The sequence below is a fragment of the Bacillus sp. PK6-013 genome (assembly GCF_054161445.1).
In genome coordinates, this window is record NZ_CP096417.1 from 1,625,316 (window position 1) to 1,644,074 (window position 18,759).

The following is an 18,759-nucleotide window of genomic DNA, read 5'->3' on the forward strand; positions in this document are numbered from 1 at the left end:
TTGCTTCAAAAGGAGTTAATGCAAAAAATAAAAATTTTGTCGAAGAATTTTATTTTCGTTGCGCCTGCGGGGCCATTTCCAATAGGATAAATACATAACAGGGCTTAACGGGAGGGCGCACGGTGAAAAGGATGATCATCTCGAAAAAACCTTTTCAACATAGTATTCGAAGCGAATCTTTGTTTTGTAACGATATTTTAAAAATATCTTCGCCGGATCATGAAACCGTTCGGCTGAGCTGGGAAATCTCAGATGCTGTGCTTTCAGCGGCTGAAGCGGTTCTGTTTGAAAGTATAAAAGACGTCGAAAAGCAAATTCTTCTCTTTTGCGTAAAAAACGGAGAGCGCAGCGTACGGACGATCCATACCGATGCATTTAAAGGAGAAGCCTCGGTTTTTCCCGCTGCAGGCAATGCGTTCTACAAAGCGGAATACCGGATATACAATTCGCTCAACATGTCGCTGGCCGTTCTCACCTCCGGCTGCTTCTACCTTGGGGAAAACGGAATCCATTCAAACAGCAGCTGTTTTCTGTATCACGACAATCAGCAGGATTGGACGACTCAATTTTCCGCGTACACGAGTTATTCTTTAATAGAAGGAAAGGAGCGTTTCCGTTGATCAATGTATTGCTGCTGTCGTTGGAAAATCCTCTTTTATTGAAAAGCGGAGCGGGGCGCTATGTGAAAAGTCACCTTGAACTATTGCGGAACGAAGTCAGCTTTACCGTCTGCACGACGGCTGCCGGGCAAAACAGCAATGGATGGAAAACGCTTGAGATTCCGCTTGATTTAAAAGCGTTCGCTTCTTTTGAAGAGGCGGTGGCCGCCATGAATTTTCAGATGATCAAAACCGTGCTGGCGTATAAAGGACAATTTAATTTTATCCATGCAAATGATGATATCACCGCGCCTGCCGCCGTTTATCTCAGCGAGGTGCTGGCTCTTCCGCTGATTTCCACGGTACACGGCCTTGAAAGCGGCCGGAAAACGGCAGCAGGCGAGAATGTCCACCCATACAGAGCAAGCCTCGAACGGCTTCTGGCTGAAAAAAGCGATCAAATTCTCGTGCTGAGCAGCATGATGAAGACAGACATGCAAAAGGCGTTTTCGCTTCCTTTCGAGCAAGTCCGCGTCATTCCCCATCCGTGCATAAAAAGCCGCACGGTGAAAAAACGAATGAAAAGCGTACCGTACTTTTTTTCCTGCGGAAGGTTTGTTCCGGAAAAAGGGTTTATCGAATGGCTGCACGCCTTTCAGCAGCTTCGCAAACGGCAGCCTGATCTTGAACTTGTCATTGCCGGGGAAGGACCGCTTCAAAGCGGGATCGAGACCAAGGCAAGAGAATTGGGCATTAAGGAAAGTGTGACAATTCTTCCTTTCCTTTGTGAAGAAGAAAGAGAGAGCTGGCTGGCATTTTGTGAAATGGCTGTTTTTCCAAGTTGTTATGAGCCGTTCGGCATTGCTGCTCAAGAAAGCATGGCAGCCGGCGCTGCCGTCGCCGTCGGAAACAACGGGGGATGGAACGATTTCGTCATCGATCGGGTGACCGGTTTTCAGGTTGATTTTAATCATCCTGATAAAGCTGCATATGCGCTTGCAGAAATTGTCCGCGATAAGGAGCAGCTGCACAAGGTCGGACAAACGGCAGAGGCTTATATATTAGATTTGCATGATCCTGGATATATCAAAAATGTGTTTTTGCAACATGTATATCACACGTCTTTTTAACAAACCGTGACAAACTAAAAAAAACGCCTGGCATTCCGGCATCATAAGTGGTATTATAGATAAGTCTGAACAGAAATGATATATAGTTTGGAGGGAAAAATAAATGCGCGTTAATATTACTTTAGCTTGCACTGAATGCGGCGAGCGTAACTATATTTCTACAAAGAACAAGCGTAACAATCCAGATCGCGTTGAATTCAAAAAGTATTGCCCACGTGACAAAAAATCAACATTACACCGCGAAACAAAGTAAGCAGCAGGGATTTTCCTGCTGTTTTTCTGTTTTTAAGGGGGAAAGAGATGTGAAGCGTTCTTTACGAAATGAGGTCAGAAAGAGGCTTGCAAACATGCCGGAACAGGAGTTTCTTCTAAAGGCGGAAGCGATTCACCGGAAGCTTTTTCAATCCAAACAGTGGAAAAAAGCGTCTGGCATTGCCCTTACGATTTCCAGAAATCGCGAAGTTCCGACAAAACCGATTATCGAACAGGCACGGCTTGAAGGAAAAACGGTGTGCATTCCGAAATGTATGCCTGATACAAAAGAGATGCACTTTCGCAGCTTTCAGGATGAAAGCGATCTTGAAGTTGTGTATTTTGGCCTGCAGGAACCGATCGTGCACAAAACCGGGCGGATGGAGCCTGAAGACATCGATTTCATCCTTGTGCCGGGAATTTGCTATGACCGGACAGGATACAGAATCGGCTATGGAGGCGGCTATTATGACAGATACCTGGCCGGTTTCACAAAAGATACCGCATCGCTGGCTTTCGAGTGCCAAGTGATCGATCATGTCCCAAAGGAGCCGCACGACATTCCGGTTGAGCAAATTTTTACCGAAGACGCCGTTTACACCTGCAGCGGGTCTGCTGAATAATTATTAAAAAATGAGACACGATACGGTTATAGGAGGGATCATATGAGAAAAGTTACATTCATTGCAGTAGGCGTCATTGCCGCCCTTGTGTTTTTTCAAAACCGTTATCGTGTCATCAATTTCATTCTTGGTCAAAACCAGATCCGCCACTATTTTATCCATTTGATGATGAGAATTCCGTTTTTTCGCAATAAGTTTATACAGCAGGCTTTCTGAATCCCGTTTAAAAACGGGATTTTTTTAAAGCGCTTAAAAGGCGCAGAATGACGCGTTTCCTGTTATAATGGACAAAAACAATTGTGGAGCGTCGGTATGTATTCAATCGATTATTTGTATTGGAATTTCATCGGGAACCTCTTAGACAGGGATTTTGAGCTTGTGCAGGCACCAGCTTCATTCGGAGAAGCCTGGCTTGAAGCAAGGGGGAGCGCGCCGTATGATTTGGTTCGCGTTTTTCGGAAGGATATCGATTTCAGACAGGATCTCGTCGGTGACTTGGAATCTCTTTATGAAAGAGCGGAGCGCCTGAGAGCAGCATCAAGGCAGCGAAAGCTCTCGATATTAAACGTCTATTTGTCACAGGAAGCACCTGTAGATGAGTGGGAAGATGTTGTCAGTCATCCGGTCGCAGATAAACGGATCAGCATCGTGCCGGTTTTTATTGAGCACGCTTCGGCTGAAGAAGGCTTCCGCAAACTCGCCGTTGCTTTAAACATGGGGCCGGATGAGCTGACAGGCCACATGCACGATGCCGGATACGAGAATGTGGAAGAGAAGAGAGCCGAAGTATTAGCAGCGGCTAAAGCAAGAGAAGAAGAAAGGCGGCGGGAAGCGGCTGTATTTGAGAAAGGCAAACCGATGTTTACCTGGATTTTTGCAGTGCTTCAAGTCTTCATGTTTCTGCTTCTGGAAATGTCGGGCGGCAGTCAGAATACCGACACGCTCATCCGGTTCGGTGCGAAGGAAAACAGCCTCCTGTTAGCAGGGGAATGGTGGCGGCTTGTCACGCCGATCGTTCTTCATATCGGATTGGTCCACCTCATGTTCAATACATTTGCATTGCTGTCTGTCGGAGCCGCGGCAGAAAGGGTGTTTGGATCATTCCGCTTTCTTGTCATATACATATCAGCCGGAATTTTTGGATCGATCGGCAGCTTTCTGTTCAGCCCGTATCCGTCCGCAGGGGCTTCGGGAGCCATCTTCGGTTGTTTGGGAGCACTTTTGTATCTGGCTTTTTCAAATCGGAAAGCTTTCTTAAAAACGATTGGAACAAATATCATTGTGATTATCATTCTGAACCTCGGCCTCGGTTTCACGATTTCAAATGTTGACAATGCCGGCCATATCGGCGGATTGATCGGCGGACTTCTGACGGCCTTGGCAGTCGGAATCCCCGGGAAAAAAAGACCACTCCAGCGGCTGACAGGCTGGGTTCTCATCTTTGTCATCGGAGGAGGCGCTCTGTACATTGGGACACATTCAGCTTCGATGCAGGAAAATGCCATGCTGCATCAGGCGGCGAAATGGTATGAAGAGGGAGACTATGAAAAGGTAAAAGATGCCTTGCAGGAAGCGGGCTCAAAGCAGGACGCTTCCAGCGACACTTTAAAGCTGCTCGCTTATTCCGAATTTCAGCTCGGCGAGTTTGAAAACGCTGAGAAAAGGTTCGAGGCCGTCGTTGAAAAAGATCCATCAGATCACGCCTCACTCTATAATCTTGCCAGGCTCTATGCTCAAAAAGGCGAGTTCGCCAAAGCCGAACAGTCTGTTGAAAGAGCGTTGGCAGAAAAGCCTGATGAAGAGTTGTATAAAGCGTTTCGGGACGAACTTAAGAAAGAAACCGCCCGGTAACCAAGTATGAAAAGCTTCCGTTATGTTAAAAATGGTCTTTAGTATAGACTCATTTGACGGGAGCTTTTAATATACAATGGAAAAAAAGCATGCGGTCCAAAAAAATTTAGCGAAAAATGTTGAATATTTAAATGAAAAGCTGGGGGTCGACAAAAGCTTCGATATGATCCGGCTTGATGTTGTTTATGCTGATAGAGACATGTCGCTTTATCTTGTCGACGGCTTTGTAAAAGATGATATTATGCACCACTTGCTTAAGAATCTCTCAAGGCTCACCCCCGAAACTCTGGAAGACGATCCGCTTGAGAAGCTGATCAAAACGTACATCCCATACATCGAAATTGATACGGAAGACGACCTCGACAAAGCAGCCGCCCAGGTGCTGTCCGGGCCGGCCGTTCTCCTTGTCGACGGGGTGGACCATGCCATTATTATCGATGCGCGGACATACCCGGCAAGAAACCCGGAGGAACCCGACAATGAACGTGTCGTCAGAGGTTCAAGAGACGGCTTCGTCGAAACGATCGTGTTCAACACCGCACTGACGAGAAGAAGAATCCGCGACCGGTCCCTCAGAATGGAGTTCCTTCAGGTCGGCAGAAGAAGCAAAACAGATGTTGTCATCTGCTATTTGGAAGATATCGCTGATTTGGAAAGTGTAAAAAAGCTGAAGCAATCGCTTGAAGCGATCGATACGGACGCTTTGACAATGGCGGAAAAGACACTGGAAGAATATATCGGCGGCCGTCATTGGAATCCTTATCCGACGGTCCGCTATACAGAAAGGCCTGATACTGCGGCCGTTCATTTGTACGAAGGCCACATTCTCGTCTTTGTGGACGGTTCGCCAAGCGCGCTGATTACCCCTGTTACTTTTTGGCACCATCTGCAGCATGCCGAAGAGTACAGAAACAAACCGCTTGCAGGCGCCTATTTGCGAGTGGTCCGTTTTATATCTGTGTTGGCATCGATCTTTTTGCTGCCGCTGTGGTTTTTGCTCTCTGTCCATCCCGATCTTTTGCCGGACGCCCTTCAATATATAGGGCCTGAAAAAAAAGGGGCCCTTCCGCTGCTTGCGCAATTCATCATAATTGAAATAGGCGTCGACATGATGCGGATGGCTGCAATCCACACCCCGTCGTCTCTGGCTACGGCTCTCGGACTTGTAGCTGCTTTAATGATCGGAGAAGTGGCGGTGCAGGTCGGACTTTTCTCGCATGAAGTCGTCTTGTATCTCGCTGTTGCGGCTATCGGCACGTTTGCTACGCCGAGCTATGAGCTGAGCATAGCGAACAGGCTGGCAAGAATCGTTCTCCTGATCGCGGCCGGCGCATTCGGACCGATCGGCTTTGTCATCGCGATCTTCTGCTGGGTGATTTATCTGGTCAGAATGAAGTCGTTTCATGTGCCGTATTTATGGCCGTTTATCCCCTTTGACTACAGAGCCTTTCGAGATATCGCGATTCGAACGCCAATGCCGCTGAAAAATAGAAGGCCCGTATTTTTGGATCCCCAGGATCCAGACCGCTGAATGTCTGTTTTCCTTCAGGAAAACAGGCTTTTTTTTTGCTTGACGCCGGACAGCTTTATGAATACTCTAATGTTAGACCTTTAAAGAATGGTGAAATAAAATGAAAACAGCCTATGATGTACAGCTGTTGCTGAAACAGTTTGGATGTTATGTTTATTTTGGAGATCGCGAACTTGAACTTGAATATATGATGGACGAACTGAAAGAAATGTTTCTTTCGAATCTGATAGAAAAAGAACAGTGGCTTAAAGGCGTTTCAATTTTGCAGAATGAACTCACAAAAGTAAAGAGAAAATAAAACAGGGATTAGAGGGGGAGCAAAATGAATGACAGCTGGCTGGTCGGAGTCGACCTTGGAGGAACAACGGTAAAGCTCGCTTTTGTAAGCGCTTATGGTGAAATCCTGCACAAGTGGGAAATTCCGACCGATAAATCGGGGGAAACGGTTACGGTAAGCATCGCAAAAGCCATCGACGGAAAATTGAAAGAGCTCGGCAAACCGAAGCACATCTTAAAATGGATCGGCATGGGCGCTCCGGGCCCCGTCAATACGGAGACCGGCATCGTTTATAAAACGACGAACATGGGCTGGGAGAACTATCCGTTAAAAGACCACCTTGAAGCAGAGACAGGATTAGCGGCGGTCATTGAAAATGACGCGAACATCGCGGCTCTCGGCGAAATGTGGAAAGGAGCGGGAGACGGCGCAAAGGATTTGATTCTTGTCACGTTGGGAACGGGTGTCGGAGGCGGCATTATTGTAAACGGAGAAATCGTCCGCGGGCAAAACGGTGCAGGCGGAGAAATCGGCCACATCTGTTCAGTTCCTGAAGGAGGAGCGCCGTGCAACTGCGGGAAAAGCGGCTGTATCGAAACGATCGCTTCGGCTACGGGCATCGTCAGGATTGCCAAAGAAAAAATAGAATCCGGTCATCTAGATACAGACTTGCGTGCATGTCCGGATATCACGGCGCGCGATATTTTTGAAGCGGCCCGGGAAAATGATCCGGTTGCTTGCGAAGTCGTCGATTATGTGGCGGGTCATTTAGGAATGGTCCTCGGCAACTTGGCGAGCTCGCTCAATCCTTCGAAAATCGTAATTGGCGGAGGCGTCTCAAAAGCAGGAGAAATCCTGCGCTCCAAAGTTGAACAATCTTTCAACCGCTTCGTATTCCCGCGGGCCGGCGAGGCGGCTGAGATCGTAATCGCTTCACTTGGAAACGACGCAGGCGTGATCGGCGGCGCATGGATCGCCAAAAACCAATGGCTGAAAAGCCAGGCGGAGCCTGTTTTATAAGCATTTTCGGACCGCTTTGCAGCTTTGTTAACACTTTTAAGCCAATGTGAAAAATGATTGATTTTTTTGTACAGACAGGTTAAGATATGATTTAGTAATTTTAGCGATTTTTCTAAAATAAAACAATATGTGGAAATTCAGTTTGCGGAAACATGCGTCTTGCTGCATAGGGAGGTTTCGAATGCGAAAGTCATTTTTTTCAAAAATTTCGTTTTTGTTAATTGCGACATTGCTGATGTGGCTGAAAACGTATGTCGTCTACAAAACAAGCTTCAACATTAAAATTGAAAACTTCATGCAAGAGTTTATATTGTTCATCAATCCTTTAAGCTTTTTGCTGTTTATATTCGGAATCGGCCTGTTTTTCAAAGAAAAAAACAGGAACCGGTTTATTATCGGGGCAAGTATCGTCCTGACGTTTGTCTTGCTTGCGAACATGATCTTCTACCGTTTTTACAACGACTTTTTAACGATTCCTGTATTGTTCCAGACGAATAATATGGGTGATTTGGGAAGCAGTATCAACTCTTTGTTTATGCCGACCGATTTGCTCCTCGTCGTCGACATTGCCATTTTAATTTGGCTGTACAAGCGCCAGCCTGCCAAAACAGGCGGAAAGGCGACAAGAAAGGAACGCGCGGCTTACTATCTATTTGTCGCTGCCGTTTTCTTTTTCAATTTAGGGATTTCTGAAACAGAAAGACCGCAGCTTTTGACAAGATCGTTTGACAGGGAAGTTCTTGTGAAGAATATCAGTCTTTACAACTTCCATATCTATGACGGGCTGATCCAGTCAAAGCAATCTGCACAGCGTGCGCTGGCCGACAGCAACAGCCTCACGGAGATTGAAAACTATGTCAACGCAAACCGCACGGACACCAATCAGAACCTGGCCGGGATCGCCAAGGGTCGGAATGTGATCCTCGTTTCCCTGGAGTCCACCCAAAGCTTTGTCGTGAACCAAAAGTTAAACGGCAAAGAGATTACGCCTTATTTAAACGACCTGATAAAGAAAAGCTACAGCTTCGAGAATTTCTATCATCAGACAGGCCAAGGCAAAACGGCAGATTCCGAATTCATCGTTGACAACTCTCTCTATCCTCTTGGAAGAGGAGCGGTCTTCTTTACGAATGCAGGAAACGAATATACGGCAATGCCTGAAATATTGAAAAACCACGGCTATTATTCCTCGATTTTCCATGCGAACAACAAAAGCTTCTGGAATCGGGATATTATGTACGATACGTTTAAATACGATAAGTTTTACGATATCAATTCCTATGATGTAAACGAAGAAAACTCAGTGGGCTGGGGACTGAAAGATAAGGAATTCTTTGAACAAACATCAGAGCTGATGAAAGAAATGCCTCAGCCGTTTTATACCCGCCTGATCACGCTGACAAACCATTTTCCGTTTGAGCTGGATGAGGAAGATAAACTGATCGATGAATTTGATTCAAAAAGCCGTACGTTAAACAGATATTTCCCGACCGTCCGCTATCAGGATGAAGCGCTTAAACGATTTATTGAAAAGCTGAAAGAAGACGGCCTCTACGATAATTCTGTTATCGTGTTATACGGTGACCATTACGGGATTTCCGAAAACCATAACGAAGCGATGAGCCAATTCCTCGGCAGAGAAGTAACCCCGTTTGAGGAAGTGCAGCTTCAAAGAGTCCCGCTTGTGATCCACATTCCGGGAGTGACGGATAAAGAGCCGAAAGCCATTGACACCGTCGGCGGCCAAATCGATATTCGGCCGACTGTACTGAACCTTCTCGGAATCGATTCGAGCGATCAGATCCAGTTTGGAAACGACCTGTTTGCCAAAGACAAAACGGAGTTTACAGTGCTTCGCGACGGCAGCTTTATTACGAAAGACAAAGTATACACAGACGGCATATGCTATGATAAATCGACAGGAGAGCCGTCTAAAGATAAAAAAGGCTGTGAGCCGTACATTGAAAAAGCGAAACAGGAGCTTTCATATTCAGATCAAATCATTTATGGCGACTTGCTGAGGTTTTATGACAGCGAGCGCTTAAAAAAGCAATCTGACGCCAAGCCGAAAGACGAGTAAGCTTTTCTTTTGGCGGAGAAAGCTGATGCAGCAGGCCGGATATCGTTCCGGCCTGTTTTTAATGACAAGAGTCCGTCATAAAAATCATGATCCAAGCCGATGCCGGTTATGATATAATTGATAATGATTCTCTTTATCGATATTCAAACCAGAAAGAAGGTATGAAAGGTGAATATGAAAGGAAAGACGCTCGCTGGAGCATGCTTTGTACTATTATTGATCGCAGCATTGACAGCATGCGGTAATCAAACGGAGAGCAAAGATTCGTCTTCTCAATCAAAAAGCGAAGAAACGATTACATACAAGGCTGAAAACGGAACGGTTAAAGTTCCGAAGCATCCGAAACGGGTGGTTGTCATGGCTGACGATTATTTCGGCTATTTCAAGACACTCGGTCTCAATGTAGTGGGTGCCCCTGACAGGGTATTCAAAAATCCTTATTTCAAGGGGAAAACCGAGGGTGTGACAAACATTGGTGAAGGAAATTCCGCTGAAAAGGTTATTCAATTAAAACCGGACCTGATTGTCGTATGGACGACCCAAGGCGCTGATATCGAAAAGCTGGAAAAAATCGCTCCGACGGTCGCTTTGAAATATGACAGCTTGAATAACACTGAACGGCTGAAGGATTTCGCAAAAATGACAGGTACTGAAGATCGAGCGGAGAAATGGCTGGCTGATTGGGACAAAAAAGTTGCCGCGGCAAAATCAAAAATTCAAAAAGCGGTTGGGGACAAAACGGTTTCCATTATGCAAACGAATGGCAAAGAAATCTTTGTATTCGGCGATCAATTCGGAAGGGGAGGAAGCATTGTTTATCAAGATCTCGGCTTAAAGGCGACAAAGCTGACGAAGGAAAAAGCAATCGACGAAGGGCCGGGCTACACGAGCATTTCATTAGAAAAGCTGCCTGAATTCGCCGGAGATTATATATTTATAGGGTCCTGGGAATCAAGCGGAGACGACAGCGCCGTGCTTAATACCTCTATTTGGAAGAACCTTGGCGCGGTCAAAAATCAACATGTCTATAAAATCGACCCTGTCGGCTTCTACTTTTCCGATCCGATTTCATTAGAGGGCCAGCTTGACTTTATTACAGAAAGCTTAGCGAAATAAAGATGAACTTCCGCCTATTTGGGCGGAAGTTTTTTTGCGGGCTGAAACCTTATTGAAAAAGCGTTTTTTAAGCGAACCGGGAGAGTTTTTAAACGAGCCTTCATCATATGCTATTGTGGGAGGGATCATTGATGGCATTCATCAACATCAAACCGGAGTTAAAGCAGAATATGGAAAGATTGTCTAATATCCTGAACATACCCGAACTGCTTTTAATCAGCGCAAACGCGAATGCAGCCGCGGACGAATTTTATTTTCCGGGAGCGTCTTTTCAAGCAGGAAAAAACGTTCCAGCAGCCGAAACATATGAACAGCTGCAATTATTGGTGAATCAATACACACTTGAAGATGAACAGTGGCTGACAAAAACAGTCGTTTACGATTCAGCAGTACTGAAAAAGGAAATTGACAGATTGACGGAGTGCTTTCCGTTTGTTACTTCCCGCATCATCGGTCGCTCAAGCATGGGCCAACCTATATACGAACTGCTCCTCGGAGCTGAATATGCCGAAAAAAAAACGCATATGAATGCTTCTTTTCATGCCAATGAATGGATCACCACTTCTGTTTTGATGAAATGGCTCAAAGAATATTGTTATCATTTATGTACAGGCCGGTCCGCTTTAGGTTTTTCACCGCTTGACATTTTTTCATCAACAAAGCTTTCCGTCGTGCCGATCGTTAATCCCGACGGGGTTGATCTTGTGCTTAACGGTCCCGGTCATCTTGGGATAGCGCGGGAAGCACTGGATGAGATGAATGAGCATCAACCGGATTTCCGGGAATGGAAAGCCAATATAAACGGAGTGGATTTAAATAATCAGTTTCCGTCTTTTTGGGAGATCGAAAAACAGAGAAAACCGCCCAAATCCCCTTCCTACAGGGACTACCCCGGAGATGAACCGCTGACAGAACCGGAAGCGGCAGCGATGAGGGATTTAATCGCAAACGAGCCGCCTGATCGGCTTGTGGCGCTTCACACACAGGGAGAGGAAATTTATTGGGGATACAAGGGGCTGGAGCCTCCTGAATCAGCCGATGTGATCCAAACATTTGAGCGCCTGAGCGGTTATAAGGGCGTCAGATATATAGACAGCTATGCAGGATTTAGAGATTGGTTTATTCATTTTTTCGGAAGAGAAGGATATACTGTTGAACTCGGCAAAGGAAAAAATCCTTTACCAATGAAACAATTTGACGATATATATTGTAAAAGCAGAGGCATACTTTGGGCATCCTGCTTTTTTGAAAGCTGAAACTTTTCACGGTGAAAATCGTAAATTAGACAGCCAATCATTTATGGAGGGAGAATGGCCGGTTTGAGAGTTTCGTTATGGCTTATTGCCGCTGTGATGACCGTGGCTGCGGCTGGTTGCACACCGCAGCATCAGGAAGGAACGAAAAGCGTTCATCATGAGGAGCCGGAAGGGAAAAAGAAAAGCAGTGCAGCAGTAAAAGATAAAAAAGTGATAGCGCTGAAGGACCGGCACTTTGATGAGGCGGCAGGATGGCTTGATAATGAAACCGTTATATACACCGCAACCGATCCGGTCGCAGGAAGTGAAGTCAAATCATATGATATATTTAAAGGGACGGGCGAAACGATCTACAAGACGGATGACAGACTGATAGCGGCGGAAGTAAACAGGGAAAAAGGCATGATTCTCATCCAAACCGCCGGAAACGGCTCTGAAATGAAGTTAACTTTGCTTAATTTACAGGGAAAACAGCTGTACACAAAAAAATTTCGCACGCATGAACTGCAAGTGGACTGGAATCGGTTTGACCCTTATCTTTTATACGTCACAACTTTTACGAAAGATTGGAATTATGAATCTCGCCTGATTGATGCGAAAGAACAGCAAACCGAAAAAGACATCGCACAGGCCGCCTTTGTTCATTGGACTTCCGCCGACACTTTTGAATATATCAAATGGAATGAACGGAACCGGGAAAAACCGGCTCCTGTTTATTCCTTCAACACAGCGGACGGACGGGAAAAGAAGCTCGCCGGTGATGCCGTACTGCTCGATGTTCTGGGGGATATGCGGCTGATTGTAGCGCCTTCATCCAGTCATCGCCAGGGCACCTACATATTTTCAGACGTTTCTTCTTCGGAAAAGAAAATTTCTTTCAAATTGCCGCTGTTCTCGGAATATGGCAGCCTGTCACCGATGGAATACAGCTACGACCCTCGGCATGAGCTGTTTTATACGTATCAGCCGAATGAGTCGGGCTCCTTGTATGATCTGATTTCCGTCAGTCTCAAAACCGGCAAACGGGAAGTCATTCGTGAAAAAGTGGAAATGCTTCCGATTACCGTATCTCCTGACGGGGATTATGCATTGTACGGTTATACCCAGGATCAAATCATTTCATTCAACTCAAAAACTGCAGCACCCCTTGTGACAAAAGAATAGAAAGGAGAATGGACAGTGGCCATAGCAGACGTTACCATCATACCGATCGGTACCGAAACTCCGAGCGTAAGCACGTATGTAGCGGAGATTCAAACCATTTTAGAAGGATTTAAAAAAGAAGGCAAAATCCAATATCAGCTGACACCGATGAATACTTTGATTGAAGGGGAATTAAGCGATTTATTTGAGGTGATTCAGACGATTCACGAAGCGCCTTTCCAAAAAGGCATCCACAGAGTGGCGACGAATATCAGGATTGACGACCGCCGCGACAAGAAAACGACGATGGAAGGCAAGCTTGCAAGCGTCCAGCGTCATTTCAGCCAATAAGAAAAACAGCCTTATTCCGGAATAACGGAATAAGGCTGTTTTTGTCTAAAGGCACCGGGTTTAGTGGACTGTCGGATACCCGCTGTTAATGATTGTCATGACGGTAAACCATCCAAACACTAAAAAAGCCGCCCCGCCAAATAAGATGCCAAGAACGTTGATTTGTTTAAGAGAACGAAGAACTCCAAGAGCAGATAATATCGTGACTAGACCGAAAATGATCACGAGCAACATCAATATAAACCCCCTTCGTTTGGATCCCCTGCAGTATATTTCCAATTTTATTTTAACCGTTTTCATCAAATTTGTCGAGGACAACATGATTCATTGAAAGTTTCCCGCAGAACCTTCATAATGGAACAAAGAAAGATGAATCTGAGGTGAAGAAAATGAAATGGAGAAGAATGCCTTTAGGGCCTATCCAGACGAACGCTTATATTTTATCCCATGATGACGGTACCTGTTTAATAATTGATCCCGGCAACGAATCAGGGAAACTGAATGCATACATAAAAGAAAACGGTTTGAAGCCTCTTGCAGTATTGCTCACTCACGCTCATTTTGATCATATCGGAGCCGTGGACAATGTCAGAAAAGAATGGAACATTCCTGTATACGTACATAAAAATGAAGCTGAATGGCTGACTGATCCTTCATTAAATGGTTCAGCGCTGCTTACGGGACAGACGATCACAGCAGAAAAAGCAGATCATCTGATCGAAGAAGAGGGGGATCTTAAAATCGGCTCTTTTACGCTCCGCATGCTCTTTACGCCTGGACATTCTCCGGGCAGCGTCTCGTATTATGCGGAAGAAGAAAACCTGATCGTTTCCGGGGATGTTTTATTTAAAGGGGGAGTCGGGCGTACAGACCTGCCGGGAGGAAATCAAAAGGTGCTGATGGACAGTATTCATCAAAAACTGCTGACGCTTCCGGAAGAGACGCTTGTGTTAAGCGGTCACGGCCCCGAGACGGACATTGCAACAGAACAGGAACAAAACCCATTCATCAACGGATTTACTTTGTAAAACATAAAAAAGACGATCCTGATGGATCGTCTTTTTTAATGGCCTCCCTGCCCGGGAACCATAATAAACACAGAATAATATGTAAATGCGGCAAAAAAGACTGTCAAGTAAGCACCGAAAATATAAATGTACATCCGCTCGGTCAAGTTGAGATACGATAAGAACACAAAAAATACAGTTTGACCGAAGAACAGCAGTGATGCATCTTTCATATTTCCTAAATAAAACATGACCGCAAAGATACCTGTCCAGAATCCTAACACACGGAACATGCGATTCATTTATATCCCTCCCAAAAAGCCCCTTTGATTTTATTATAAGCCAATTTATCTTGAAATGTAAACATTTTCATTTTGGGAAAATCAATTCATTTTTTACAATTTTGTGATAAGCATTTTTAAAAAATCACCTGTCAAGTGTTTAAACGGAAAATATCACGGGTACTAAAACATACAAAGACAAAGTCAGTACATTTTAAGGAGGAATCATTCATGGAAGAGCTGACCTTTTATTCATACCCGAGCTGCACATCATGCCGGAAAACGAAACATTGGCTGAAAGCGAACCAGGTTGATTTTACAGAGCGGCATCTTTTCAGGGAAACGCCGAATCAGGACGAGCTGAAACATATTTTGTCTCTCACGACCGAAGGAATTGATGAGATATTGGCGACAAGAAGCCAGGCATTTAAAGAGTTAAATCTTGATATCGAAGAATTAACGGTCAGCGAAGTGCTGGAATTGTTAATTCAAAAACCAAAGCTGCTGAGACGCCCGATTATCGTAAACGGCGATAAGCTGGTTGTCGGATATAATCCCGGCGAACTCTTAAAATTAAAAAAACACACCTTACACCGTTCTGTTTCCTGAAAAAAACGAAGATTGCTGACACATTGCATGTTCAGCATATCTTCGTTTTTTCGCCTGTGTAACTGGGCTAGCTGGATTCGAACCAGCGCGTCACGGAGTCAAAGTCCGTTGCCTTACCGCTTGGCTATAGCCCAATGCGCTTACGTATAGTGTAGACAATCGATTTCGTTTTATACATAGTGATCAAAATGTTGGTCATATAGCCGATTGATTTTAAAGGAAAACAATGAGGAGGATTGACATGGAAAACAAGCATGCAGCCCTTTATGAGTATTTGGTCAAACAGGCGGACAGAATCACCGATGAATGGCTGTCCCGAACAGCGTCTGAAAAAGAAAAAACGGCACAGCAATATAAGGACTTTTTACTGGCTGTTTCAAGGGTATTTGCCAAGGATGAACAGGCGCTATGCTGGGATAAAGCCTCCGGATGCGCCAAGGAAATTGCCTACGACAGGGCTGTCAGCCAAATTCCGGTGACTGAAAGCATAAAGGGGTTTAAAGTGTGCCGTGAACTTTTAATAGATGAAATCGAGCATTTTTCGGATAAACATGCACCGGACTGTTCGAAAAAAGACTTTTTTATCTGGAATAAACAGCTTCACTCAATGATGGATGAGGTTATTGAACAGTTTATTCTTGAATATGAGCATACGACAAAGAGACAATTGAAGGCGCAGACCGAGATGATACGCGAACTGAGCGCACCTGTTATACCGGTATCAGAACACATCGGTGTGCTGCCGCTCATTGGCGAAATTGATACTCACAGGGCAACGGTGATCATTGAATCTGCGCTTAAGCAGTGTGCTGAGCTTCATCTCTCGCATCTGTTTATTGATATTTCCGGTGTTCCTGTCGTCGATACGATGGTTGCCTACCAGTTGTTCAAAGTCGTAGACAGCACAAAACTACTTGGCGTTGAGACGGTTCTTTCGGGCTTGAGACCGGAGATTGCCCAAACAGTTGTGAAGCTTGGGATGGATTTTTCGCATATTAACACAGAACAGAGCCTTGCTAAGGCGCTTTGCAATAAAGGCTTTTGCATCCGTGAAAACGGCAAGGCTGAAGAGAAGGTTTAAATATCTCATTTCAGCAGTTGGAAGCTGAATAAAATAGTCAAATCGGTATTCGAAATTCCGTTTTTGCTTCGTATTCAGCTTGATTTGCGATTTTTAAGGATTTGATGCTTCCGATGTTTTTCGTATAAACTGCGCTTAGAAAGGAGGCGCAATGGTTTGTACACGATTGAATCATTAAGCGGAAGATTAATTGACGAGGCATATAGAATGAAGGCGTCAGACATTCATATTGTTCCCGGTGAAAAGGAGGCGGTGGTCCGCTTCAGGATTGATGATGAACTTTTTCAAAAAGACAGATTAACGAGAAATGAGTGCTCAAGGCTCATTTCTCACTTTAAATTCCTTTCTTCGATGGATATTGGGGAAAGACGGCTGCCGCAAAGCGGAGCTTTAACTCTTTATATCAACCGTCAGCCCGTTCATTTAAGAATGTCCACTCTGCCCACCATCCATGATGAAAGCTTGGTCATCAGGCTTCTTCCCAAGATGAGCAGCAAGCCGCTCACAAAGCTCTCATTGTTTCCGAGTGCAACATTCAAGCTGCTGTCTTTTCTGAAGCATTCCCACGGATTAATTCTGTTCACCGGTCCGACAGGCTCGGGGAAAACGACAACACTCTATTCTTTAATTGAATACGCTAAGCGGCATTTTAAGCGAAATATCATTACCTTGGAAGACCCTGTTGAATCAAGAAGCGAAAACATTTTGCAAGTGCAAGTAAACGAAAAAGCTGGCATGACTTATTCTGCGGGGTTGAAGGCGGTGCTTCGCCACGATCCGGACATGATCATCCTAGGGGAAATTCGCGATGCCGAAACAGCCCAAATCGCAGTCAGGGCAGCTTTGACAGGACACCTTGTTTTATCGAGCATGCATGCGAAAAATGCCAAAGGCGCAATATACAGGCTGCTCGAGTTCGGCGTTGATATGACAGAAATTGAACAAACACTGGTCGCAATCAGCGCCCAGCGCCTCGTCGGTCTCGTCTGCCCGTTTTGCGGCGACAGCTGCTCTTTATATTGCAGATTGTCGAGGCCTGTGAGAAGAGCAAGCGTCTTCGAGCTTTTGTACGGAAAAAGCCTCAATCTCTGCATCGAAGAAGCAAAAGGCAGGTGCGGTGACATAAAAACAGAAACTTTGAAAACGCTGATCCAGAAGGGAATAGCACTCGGATATCTGCCGTCGAATACTTATGAACGCTGGATAGGCCATGAAGATTAAAATGAAGTGGCCCGTCCGGGAACAGGCGGACCTTCTGAAAAAACTCGGAGACATGATGAAGAGCGGATATACGATTTTGGATGCTTTAAGTATGCTGAAACTGCAATTGAATGAAAGGCGAAGAGCAGATCTGACATTTGCGATGGAGAAGCTGACAGAAGGGCGACCTGTGTTTCAAGTGCTTGAAATGATTTCATTTCATAAGGATGCTGTTACCATTGTTTACTTTGCCGAACAGCACGGGAATTTGCCATATGCCTTTCGGCAGAGCGGAGAGCTGCTTCACCGCAAGATCGCTCAAACCGAAAAACTAAAGAAAGCCGCCAGATATCCCTTGTTTTTAGTTTTAACGGTCTGTGTCATTATCTCTATTATGAAATCGGCAATCATCCCGCAATTTTCCGCGATCTATGAATCAATGAACGTTGAAACGTCTTTTGCAACGACCCTCATCTTTTCGGTTTTTGATCATTTTTATCTTTTTATCGCAGGAATGCTGTTGATTGCCGCCGCTTTATCCCTCTATTATCTGTGTTCATTTCGCCATAAACCTCCAGAAGGCAAAATGACCTTTCTCATTAGAATTCCCTTGCTGGGACAAACCTTCAAACTATTCAACAGTTATTTTTTATCGCTCCAATTGAGCAATCTTTTGCAAGCGGGTCTATCTGTATATGACAGTTTAAAAGCATTTGAAAGCCAGCCGTTTTTATCATTTCATAAAAATGAAGCGAAGCGCCTGATCAAGCGGCTGAAACAAGGGGAGAGTCTGGAGCAGATGCTGGCCGGGCATCCGTTTTATGAAAATGATCTGGCGAAGGCTGTTGCTCACGGCCAATTAAACGGACACTTATACAGAGAGCTGTATTCATACAGTCAATTTTTGATTGAACGGCTTGAACGGAAAGCAGAAAAATGGACAGGTTTGATCCAGCCATTGATTTACGGGCTAACAGCGGCGATGATATTAATTCTTTATTTGTCTATGCTTTTGCCAATGTATCAAATGATGAACCAGTTATAAGGAGGACGGAACTGTGAATGAAAAGGGATTTACACTGATAGAAATGTTAGTCGTCATGCTCGTCATCTCCATCCTGCTGTTGATCACCATACCGAATGTGACCAAGCATAATCAAAGTATTCAAAAGAAAGGATGCGAAGGGTTAATTAATATGGTTGAAGCGCAAATCACGGCTTATCAAATGGATCATGACGGGAAAACGCCGAGTAGGGCGGACCTTGAATCTGAAGGTTACGTGAAGAAGAACTTAAAGTGCCCGAATGGGAAAGCAATTAAAATTTCAAACGGCAAAGCACAGGCTGATTGA

22 protein-coding genes and 1 tRNA gene are annotated in these 18,759 nt (G+C 45.0%); 20 read left to right on the top strand and 3 right to left on the bottom strand.

Features of this window, described 5'->3' with window-relative positions; translation table 11 throughout:
* Window positions 1–131: 131 nt before the first annotated feature.
* The 14 genes from M1E03_RS08300 to M1E03_RS08365 all read left to right on the top strand — a co-directional run bounded on the left by M1E03_RS08300 (window position 132) and on the right by M1E03_RS08365 (window position 13,229).
* Window positions 132–620, top strand: a complete 489-nt coding sequence (locus tag M1E03_RS08300) for a hypothetical protein (protein WP_020452194.1) — start codon at window positions 132–134, stop codon at window positions 618–620.
* Entirely contained in the window at window positions 617–1,729 is a 1,113-nt protein-coding gene (locus M1E03_RS08305; RefSeq protein ID WP_035399773.1) for a glycosyltransferase family 4 protein, read from the top strand. Before M1E03_RS08300 ends, M1E03_RS08305 begins: the two co-directional genes overlap by 4 nt.
* Window positions 1,730–1,832: 103 nt before the next feature.
* Window positions 1,833–1,982, top strand: a complete 150-nt coding sequence (rpmG, locus tag M1E03_RS08310) for a 50S ribosomal protein L33 (protein ID WP_003183500.1) — start codon at window positions 1,833–1,835, stop codon at window positions 1,980–1,982.
* A 49-nt stretch (window positions 1,983–2,031) separates the two neighbouring features.
* The gene (locus tag M1E03_RS08315) at window positions 2,032–2,604 is read left to right on the top strand and encodes a 5-formyltetrahydrofolate cyclo-ligase (protein ID WP_026579303.1); all 573 of its coding nucleotides are present in this window, start codon (window positions 2,032–2,034) and stop codon (window positions 2,602–2,604) included.
* Window positions 2,605–2,646: 42 nt separating this feature from the next.
* Window positions 2,647–2,820, top strand: a complete 174-nt coding sequence (locus M1E03_RS08320) for a hypothetical protein (protein ID WP_020452191.1) — start codon at window positions 2,647–2,649, stop codon at window positions 2,818–2,820.
* 96 nt (window positions 2,821–2,916) lie between these two features.
* Window positions 2,917–4,455, top strand: a complete 1,539-nt coding sequence (locus M1E03_RS08325; protein ID WP_026579304.1) for a rhomboid family intramembrane serine protease — start codon at window positions 2,917–2,919, stop codon at window positions 4,453–4,455.
* A 76-nt stretch (window positions 4,456–4,531) separates the two neighbouring features.
* Window positions 4,532–5,986, top strand: a complete 1,455-nt coding sequence (locus tag M1E03_RS08330) for a spore germination protein (RefSeq protein WP_023855199.1) — start codon at window positions 4,532–4,534, stop codon at window positions 5,984–5,986.
* A gap of 100 nt (window positions 5,987–6,086) precedes the next feature.
* On the top strand, window positions 6,087–6,284 hold the full coding sequence (locus tag M1E03_RS08335) for a YqgQ family protein (RefSeq protein WP_020452188.1): 198 nt from the start codon (window positions 6,087–6,089) through the stop codon (window positions 6,282–6,284).
* A gap of 24 nt (window positions 6,285–6,308) precedes the next feature.
* Window positions 6,309–7,283 (top strand): ROK family glucokinase, encoded by a 975-nt coding sequence (locus M1E03_RS08340; protein WP_020452187.1) that lies wholly within the window; start codon window positions 6,309–6,311, stop codon window positions 7,281–7,283.
* Between the two features lie 181 nt (window positions 7,284–7,464).
* The gene (locus M1E03_RS08345) at window positions 7,465–9,363 is read left to right on the top strand and encodes an LTA synthase family protein (RefSeq protein ID WP_035338376.1); all 1,899 of its coding nucleotides are present in this window, start codon (window positions 7,465–7,467) and stop codon (window positions 9,361–9,363) included.
* A gap of 174 nt (window positions 9,364–9,537) precedes the next feature.
* Window positions 9,538–10,479: an iron-hydroxamate ABC transporter substrate-binding protein gene (locus tag M1E03_RS08350; protein WP_328031307.1), complete on the top strand. Its 942-nt coding sequence runs from the start codon at window positions 9,538–9,540 to the stop codon at window positions 10,477–10,479.
* Between the two features lie 131 nt (window positions 10,480–10,610).
* Window positions 10,611–11,735 (top strand): M14 family metallopeptidase, encoded by a 1,125-nt coding sequence (locus M1E03_RS08355; RefSeq protein ID WP_458110742.1) that lies wholly within the window; start codon window positions 10,611–10,613, stop codon window positions 11,733–11,735.
* 54 nt (window positions 11,736–11,789) lie between these two features.
* Window positions 11,790–12,899 carry a YqgU-like beta propeller domain-containing protein gene (locus M1E03_RS08360; RefSeq protein ID WP_035338374.1) on the top strand — a complete coding sequence of 370 codons (1,110 nt, stop codon included), beginning with the start codon at window positions 11,790–11,792 and terminating at the stop codon, window positions 12,897–12,899.
* 15 nt (window positions 12,900–12,914) lie between these two features.
* Window positions 12,915–13,229 carry an MTH1187 family thiamine-binding protein gene (locus M1E03_RS08365; RefSeq protein ID WP_095291085.1) on the top strand — a complete coding sequence of 105 codons (315 nt, stop codon included), beginning with the start codon at window positions 12,915–12,917 and terminating at the stop codon, window positions 13,227–13,229.
* A gap of 60 nt (window positions 13,230–13,289) precedes the next feature.
* Here M1E03_RS08365 and M1E03_RS08370 read toward each other — a convergent pair whose 3' ends face one another.
* A complete protein-coding gene (locus M1E03_RS08370) occupies window positions 13,290–13,463 on the bottom strand; it encodes a DUF2759 domain-containing protein (protein WP_003183486.1) in 174 nt (57 codons plus the stop codon).
* 155 nt (window positions 13,464–13,618) lie between these two features.
* Between M1E03_RS08370 and M1E03_RS08375 the strand changes: the two genes are divergently transcribed.
* Entirely contained in the window at window positions 13,619–14,257 is a 639-nt protein-coding gene (locus tag M1E03_RS08375; protein WP_458110743.1) for an MBL fold metallo-hydrolase, read from the top strand.
* Window positions 14,258–14,292: 35 nt separating this feature from the next.
* Here the strand turns inward: M1E03_RS08375 and M1E03_RS08380 are convergent, their stop codons facing one another.
* Entirely contained in the window at window positions 14,293–14,538 is a 246-nt protein-coding gene (locus M1E03_RS08380; protein WP_020452180.1) for a DUF2626 domain-containing protein, read from the bottom strand.
* A gap of 210 nt (window positions 14,539–14,748) precedes the next feature.
* Here M1E03_RS08380 and M1E03_RS08385 point away from each other — a divergent pair, with 210 nt between their 5' ends.
* On the top strand, window positions 14,749–15,126 hold the full coding sequence (locus M1E03_RS08385; protein ID WP_003183482.1) for a Spx/MgsR family RNA polymerase-binding regulatory protein: 378 nt from the start codon (window positions 14,749–14,751) through the stop codon (window positions 15,124–15,126).
* A 62-nt stretch (window positions 15,127–15,188) separates the two neighbouring features.
* Here the strand turns inward: M1E03_RS08385 and M1E03_RS08390 are convergent.
* Window positions 15,189–15,260, bottom strand: a tRNA-Gln gene (locus tag M1E03_RS08390).
* Window positions 15,261–15,367: 107 nt separating this feature from the next.
* On the opposite strand from M1E03_RS08390, the gene M1E03_RS08395 reads away from it, so the two are divergent.
* The 4 genes from M1E03_RS08395 to comGC all read left to right on the top strand — a co-directional run bounded on the left by M1E03_RS08395 (window position 15,368) and on the right by comGC (window position 18,759).
* Window positions 15,368–16,207, top strand: a complete 840-nt coding sequence (locus tag M1E03_RS08395; RefSeq protein ID WP_020452179.1) for an STAS domain-containing protein — start codon at window positions 15,368–15,370, stop codon at window positions 16,205–16,207.
* Between the two features lie 156 nt (window positions 16,208–16,363).
* The gene (gene comGA / locus M1E03_RS08400; protein WP_025811157.1) at window positions 16,364–17,428 is read left to right on the top strand and encodes a competence type IV pilus ATPase ComGA; all 1,065 of its coding nucleotides are present in this window, start codon (window positions 16,364–16,366) and stop codon (window positions 17,426–17,428) included.
* On the top strand, window positions 17,418–18,452 hold the full coding sequence (gene comGB / locus M1E03_RS08405; protein WP_026579310.1) for a competence type IV pilus assembly protein ComGB: 1,035 nt from the start codon (window positions 17,418–17,420) through the stop codon (window positions 18,450–18,452). Before comGA ends, comGB begins: the two co-directional genes overlap by 11 nt.
* A gap of 13 nt (window positions 18,453–18,465) precedes the next feature.
* The gene (gene comGC, locus M1E03_RS08410) at window positions 18,466–18,759 is read left to right on the top strand and encodes a competence type IV pilus major pilin ComGC (RefSeq protein ID WP_026579311.1); all 294 of its coding nucleotides are present in this window, start codon (window positions 18,466–18,468) and stop codon (window positions 18,757–18,759) included.